6 protein-coding genes are annotated in these 6,000 nt (G+C 71.5%); 2 read left to right on the top strand and 4 right to left on the bottom strand.

The annotated features are described in order from the left end of the window. Nucleotides 1-95 precede the first annotated feature (95 nt). The 4 genes from IE124_RS33425 to IE124_RS33410 form a co-directional block, all read right to left on the bottom strand. Entirely contained in the window at nt 96-869 is a 774-nt protein-coding gene (locus tag IE124_RS33425) for an alpha/beta hydrolase (RefSeq protein WP_189513676.1), read from the bottom strand. Between the two features lie 465 nt (nt 870-1,334). Then, on the bottom strand, nt 1,335-2,522 hold the full coding sequence (locus tag IE124_RS33420; protein WP_189513674.1) for an HTTM domain-containing protein: 1,188 nt from the start codon (nt 2,520-2,522) through the stop codon (nt 1,335-1,337). Nucleotide 2,523: 1 nt separating this feature from the next. Further along, on the bottom strand, nt 2,524-3,264 hold the full coding sequence (locus tag IE124_RS33415; protein WP_189513673.1) for a DUF5819 family protein: 741 nt from the start codon (nt 3,262-3,264) through the stop codon (nt 2,524-2,526). Between the two features lie 49 nt (nt 3,265-3,313). Beyond that, a complete protein-coding gene (locus IE124_RS33410; protein ID WP_189513671.1) occupies nt 3,314-3,985 on the bottom strand; it encodes a hypothetical protein in 672 nt (223 codons plus the stop codon). Between the two features lie 286 nt (nt 3,986-4,271). Here IE124_RS33410 and IE124_RS33405 point away from each other — a divergent pair, with 286 nt between their 5' ends. Together IE124_RS33405 and IE124_RS33400 are read left to right on the top strand one after the other, a co-directional pair. Next, nucleotides 4,272-5,426 (top strand): adenosine deaminase, encoded by a 1,155-nt coding sequence (locus IE124_RS33405; protein ID WP_189513670.1) that lies wholly within the window; start codon nt 4,272-4,274, stop codon nt 5,424-5,426. A 174-nt stretch (nt 5,427-5,600) separates the two neighbouring features. After that, nucleotides 5,601-5,963, top strand: a complete 363-nt coding sequence (locus IE124_RS33400; protein WP_189513668.1) for a hypothetical protein — start codon at nt 5,601-5,603, stop codon at nt 5,961-5,963. Nucleotides 5,964-6,000: the final 37 nt, after the last annotated feature.

Below are 6,000 nucleotides of genomic sequence, written 5' to 3'. Positions count from 1 at the left end.
ACCGCACTCGACGGACACCCGCCCATCACCCGAGTCAACAACCCTGCGAGTCAATACACCTAGGACCTGCCCTTCGGCTCCGGGCCGGACAGGCCCTAACGCCGGGAGGAGCCCCCGAAGCCCACCGCGAGCGGCATCCGCAGGCCCAGCGGCGGGGGCGCCGCCAGCGCGTCCGTCACGGGCCGGGCCACCGGCCGGGCGAAGAGCGCGCCGAGCGCGAAGTCCGCGGCGAGCGCCTGGACCTCGGCCGCGTACTGGCGCAGCGCGTGCCCGTCCGAGTGCACCTCGAAGCGGCACGTGTCGCGGTTCGTCTTCTTGGCCCGGGCCGCGAAGCGGAAGGAGAGTTCGGGATCCGTGCGGACGTCGTTCGTGCCGTGCACGATCAGCACCCGCCGCCCCGCCAGCTGGCGCACCGGCTCCGGCTCCGCCGCCACGTCGTCCTCCGGGAGCCACGGGGCCAGCGCGACGACCGCGCCGACCGCGTCGTGCCCGGCGGCCCGCAGCGCCGCCCGCGCCCCCATCCCGTGGCCGACGAGACAGACCGGGACGTCGCCGTAGCGGCGTACCGCCTCGGCGACCGCCCAGCCGGCGTCCGCCGCGAGCTCCGCGTCCGCGCCGTTCCAGCCGCGCCCCCGGTAGCGCACCACATGGCCGACGAGCGCCTCCGCCCGCCCGGCCCTGACGAGCGCGCGCCCGACGGGCAGGACGCCCAGGTGCGCCCGCGCCGAAGCGCGCCGTCCCGACAACGGCTCACCGTCCGGCAGGAGCAGCACCACGCCGCCCACCGCCGACGACCGGGAACCTCCGACGGGGCGGCCGAGCCGGGGTCTCCGGGTCTCGGGCGGCCCCACGAGTGCGTAGTGCGCCATGGTGGAACAGTCTCAGAAGCCGAGGTGTACACCAGCCGTACGCGCGGTCACTGTTACATATCGCCGGAGGCCGAACGTCCGCCATTGCTAGGCGCGTTCGAAGACGTGGACCGAGCCGATCGTGGTGAAGCCCTTCCGCGCGTACCACGTGTGGGGCCAGTCGTCGGGGTGCGCCGTCAGGAAGCGGAGGGCGCAGCCATCGGCGCCAGGACACGGCGAGCGGCCCGCGCAGCGCGTTCGCCTCGGGGTCCATCACCCCGTCGACGACCAGGTGGTTGTTCCCCCGGGAGTGCGCGTACGCGTCGTCCAGCCCGGCGAAGCCGCCGGGGAAGTCGCCGGGGAAGTCGACCGTACGGGCTGCCTGTCGGCGGTGGAAGCGCGACAGGAACCCGTGGATGCGCGGGAGTCGGGAGTCGCCGGCCGGTGAGGTCATCCCGTCGGCCTAGGAGGCCGGGGCGGACTCGGTCAGACGGGGACGGCGGTGCGGCCCGCCCGCGCGGTGAGGACGCGCAGCCGCTCGGCGAGTCGTCCGCAGCGGACCCCGAGCGCGAGCAGGAAGGCTGTGGGGAGGAACACCGCGTCGCAGACGACCATGGCCAGCGACAGGAAGGGGATGCCGAGGACGACGGCGATGCCGAGGTGTTCGGCGATCATCACGGCCAGCAGGACGTTCTTCACCTTGCGGTTGGCGAGGGTGAAGGGGAAGGCCACCTGCACCATGACGGTGAGGTAGGTGAGCGCCAGGATCATCAGCGTGCTGCCCGCGAGGAGCCCCGAGAGCGCGGGCCAGGGGGTGAAGTAGTCGAGGTGGAGGGCGTAGTGGAGGGCGCTGCCCTCCTGCCAGCGGCTTCCCTGGATCTTGTACCAGCCGGCGGTCGCGTAGATGAGGCAGACCTGGGCCGCGATCACGATCATCGCGCCGTTGTGGAGCATCGAGGCCGCCGCGTCGAGCACGGCCCGTGCCTCGTGCCGCGGGAACCAGAGCTCCGCCGCGTACCAGAGGCCCTGCACGGCCCACAGGGTCCAGAAGGCCAGGGACCAGCCCGGGGTGGCGTACGAGGACAGCGGGACGAGCACCGCCACCGCCGCCACCCACAGGGTCAGGCCGACGGGATCGTGGCCCGGCAGGCGTGAGGGTGCCGGTCGCGGCGTCCGGCGGCGCGCGCGGCGGGCGTCGAGCGACCACACCCGGGCGCAGCGGGTGAGGACCAGGTAGATGACCATGATCCGGACGACGTTGTCGCCGCCGTCCCCGACGAGGGTGTTGCGGTTGATGACCGACAGGACGCCCGCCATGAGCAGGACGGAGGCGCCGCGGGTGTGCCAGCCCAGGAGGACGGCGACGGCGGCGGCGATCGTGACGGTGTACACGGCCTCGAACCAGAGGCCGCCGTCTCCCCACGCCAGCGCGGTGAAGGTGCCCTCCTCGCGGATCAGGACCTGGGCCAGATCGAAGGAGAGGGGGCTGTGGTTCCCGTACAGCACGTGGCGGTTGGGCCACTCGCGCAGGAGGAAGGCGAGGACGACCGAGGAGAGGCCGATCCGGAAGAACGCGGCCTGGTAGGGGACCCGGACGGTGGTGATCGCGGCCAGGAACCGGGGGAGGAGCCGTGCGAGACGCTCGGCGGGCCGCGTGGCCGTGGGGGTGGTCATGTCACAGGCTCCTGTAGTCCTGATCGGTCACCTTCCACCAGGGCAGCAGCCGGTAGTCGGTGGTGTCGGACGGCTGCTCGGAGCTCCATGCCGGCGGGTCGACCATCGTGAACCGGCCTCCGACCTGGAGCGACACGACGCGCTCGCCGTTCCAGGTGCGCCCGATGCGCTGGAGCACCACGCGCTTGAGGTAGTCCCGGCTCATCGTCCCGCGCACGCCCTTCGGGCGGTCGTCCGTCAGGGTGTGCGTGGCGACGTACGTGTCCCAGGCGCGGCGCAGCATGTTCTGGTCGGCGTGGCTGGGGGCCGGGTTGCCGTGGATCGTCTCGATGTCCTGGTCCGTGAGGTTCATCCACTCGCTCGCGTGGGGACGGCCGTCCGCGGACAGGGTGTTCACCCGGGCTCCGACGGCTTCGTTGCGCTGCATCGGGTTCGGCGCGAACAGCTTCCAGTCCTGGCCGAACTCCGGCTGGACGTAGGCGTCGATGGCCTCGTGGTGCTCCACGGTCAGGGCGTTGGGCGGTGCGACGCTCAGGAAGAGCATGCCCAGGTGTGTGACCAGGGCGGAGGCCAGCAGCACGGCGGTCGCGGTCAGCGCGGCGACCGAGGCGCGGGACCACCCGGGGGCCTCGTCACGCGAGGGGGGCGCCGGTTCCCCGCCGTCCGGGCCCGGCGGAGGCGGAGACTGCGGCGGAACCGCACTGGTCGGACGTACGGCGGTGGCGTCGCTGGAGGTTTCCATCGGGTTCCTTCGGGGCGGCGGCCCGACACGCGGGCCGCCGCTGCTTCGATCAGTTCAGCGGGCAGCTGTTCTGGACACGTACGCCCGTGAAGTTGATGTCGGGGTGGGCGTCGCTCAGCAGGTCGGCGACCGCGTTGGTGTCGTCACCGCCGAACCACTGGGGGTTGTCGACGACATCGTGCAGGGTCGGGTTGTCCGGGGCCTGGTCCTCTCCCAAGGGGGACAGCGTGGGCTCACGGTTGAATGCGGCGAAGAAGGTGGTGTCGGGGCTGTACCCGGTAGCCACCCACGAGTCCAGGTGCTGGTCCTGCCGCCAGTAGCCGGGCGAGCACCACTGGGCGGGCGGGGGCGGGGTGGTCGTGCCGGTGGTGCCGGTCGTACCGGTGGTTCCGGTCGTACCGTTCGTGCCGGTGGTGCCCGTGGTTCCGGTCGTGCCGATCAGGCCGATGAGCCCGGACGTACCGGTGAGTGAGACGTCGCCCAGGATCTTCGGGGCGAAGCTCACCTTCTGCGTGCAGTAGCCGAACGTGCCCTTGCAGCTGTGGTTGAGGTCGTGCTTCGACTTGTCGATGACGTGGTCACCGCCCTTGTCGTGGTCCTCTCCGCCACGCACGGACGCCACTGTTCCGGCGCTGCCGCCGAGGGCCTGCGAAGCGCCGACCATGCCGAGCGTCAGTGCGCCTGCCGAGACTGCGACGAGCAGTCCACGGATGTATCGCATGCCACGTCCTTCCATGGTGTGGGCGGGATTCGGCTCCCGCCGTAAGGGGCTCACGTAACCGCGAGTCGGCCGGGCCCGGAGGGACCTGAGATGGCGGAGTCGTCTCAACGGCCCAATAAGTCGTATGCGCGGAGGTCCGAACGCGTTCCCCGTTGCTCCCCGCGCTGTTGACGCGGTACGAGGCGATCCGCGAGGCGATCCGCGAGGCGATCCGCGAGGCGTCCACCGCCGCGGCCACGGCGTCGGAAACCGCGCGCTCTACGCGCGTAGGGGCTAGAGTGCGGCAATGACGAGCCAGACCCCCAACGTCCCCACCGCGGACCAGATCCGCCGTGCCCCGAAGGTGCTGCTCCACGACCACCTCGACGGCGGGCTGCGCCCCGGCACGATCGTCGAACTCGCCCGTGAGCAGGGCTACGAACAGCTTCCCGAGACCGAGCCCGACAAGCTCGGCATCTGGTTCCGCGAGGCCGCCGACTCCGGCTCCCTGGAGCGGTACCTGGAGACCTTCGCGCACACCTGCGCCGTCATGCAGACCCGTGACGCCCTGGTCCGTGTCGCCGCAGAGTGCGCGGTCGACCTCGCCGAGGACGGTGTCGTGTACGCGGAGGTGCGCTACGCGCCGGAGCAGCACCTGGAGGCGGGTCTCAGCCTCGAAGAGGTCGTGGAGGCCGTCAACGAGGGCTTCCGGGAGGGCGAGCGGCAGGCCAGGGCCAACGGCCACCGCATCCGGGTCGGCGCCCTGCTGACCGCCATGCGGCACGCGGCCCGCGCCCTGGAGATCGCGGAACTCGCCAACCGCTACCGCGACTCCGGCGTCGTCGGCTTCGACATCGCCGGCGCCGAGGCGGGCTTCCCGCCCACCCGCCACCTCGATGCCTTCGAGTACCTCAAGCGCGAGAACAACCACTTCACGATCCACGCGGGCGAGGCCTTCGGGCTGCCCTCCATCTGGCAGGCGCTCCAGTGGTGCGGCGCCGACCGGCTCGGGCACGGCGTCCGGATCATCGACGACATCGAGGTCGCCGAGGACGGCTCGGTGACCCTCGGCCGGCTCGCCGCCTACGTCCGCGACAAGCGGATCCCGCTGGAGATGTGCCCCTCCTCCAACCTCCAGACCGGCGCCGCCGCCTCCTTCGCCGAGCATCCGATCGGTCTGCTCCGCAAGCTGCACTTCCGGGCCACGGTCAACACCGACAACCGGCTCATGAGCGGTACGAGCATGAGCCGCGAATTCGAGCTGCTGACCGAGGCGTTCGAGTACACGCTCGACGACATGCAGTGGTTCACTGTCAATGCGATGAAATCAGCGTTCATCCCTTTCGATGAACGGCTGGCCATGATCAATGAGGTCATCAAGCCCGGATATGCCGAGCTCCGGTCCGAATGGCTGTTCCAGCAGACCGCCGCGACCAGCGAGTCTTCCCGCCCGGCGGTCTGATCACGGCGCTGTGGAGAGAGGGGAAGCGGCCGGGTGTCCACGACACCCGGCCGCTTTCCGGTGTTTGCGATGGCGATGCCCGGTGGTTAGGTTGCAGAGCCGCTCTGCATTCCCAGGATTTCCCCTCCCGGCTTTTCCCCTGAAGCCCCCGGATTCCCCAAGGAAGATTTTCAGATGAAGCAGTCTGCCGCCAAGAAGCTCGGTGTCGCCGCCCTCGGTGCCGCTTTCGCCGTCACCGCCGCCGGTACGGCCTCCGCAGCGTCGTCCCTGCCGCTCGACGCCGACGCGCTGGGCACGGTGACCAAGGCCGTACCGCTGGGCGACGGCCTCACCACGCTCCCCGACGGCGCCGGCGAGTCCCTCGCCGCCGGCCAGGGCGCCCTCGGCCAGGGCCTCGACCAGGGTGTGAAGACCCTCCCGGCCGCCGCCGGCCAGGCCACCCAGAACCTGCCGCTCGACGCCGCGGCCGGCGGCCTCGGCGCCACCCCGCTGGGCGGCCTCCTCGGCGGCCTGCCGGTGGGCGGCCTCCTCGGCTGACCCCGGCCCGTACACGCCGAAGGGGCGCGCACCCGGT

This window comes from Streptomyces narbonensis, assembly GCF_014649015.1.
GTDB classification, from domain to species: Bacteria; Actinomycetota; Actinomycetes; order Streptomycetales; family Streptomycetaceae; genus Streptomyces; species Streptomyces narbonensis.
The sequence above is the reverse complement of the archived record's forward strand: the minus strand, read 5'-3'. Positions and strand labels throughout refer to the sequence as shown.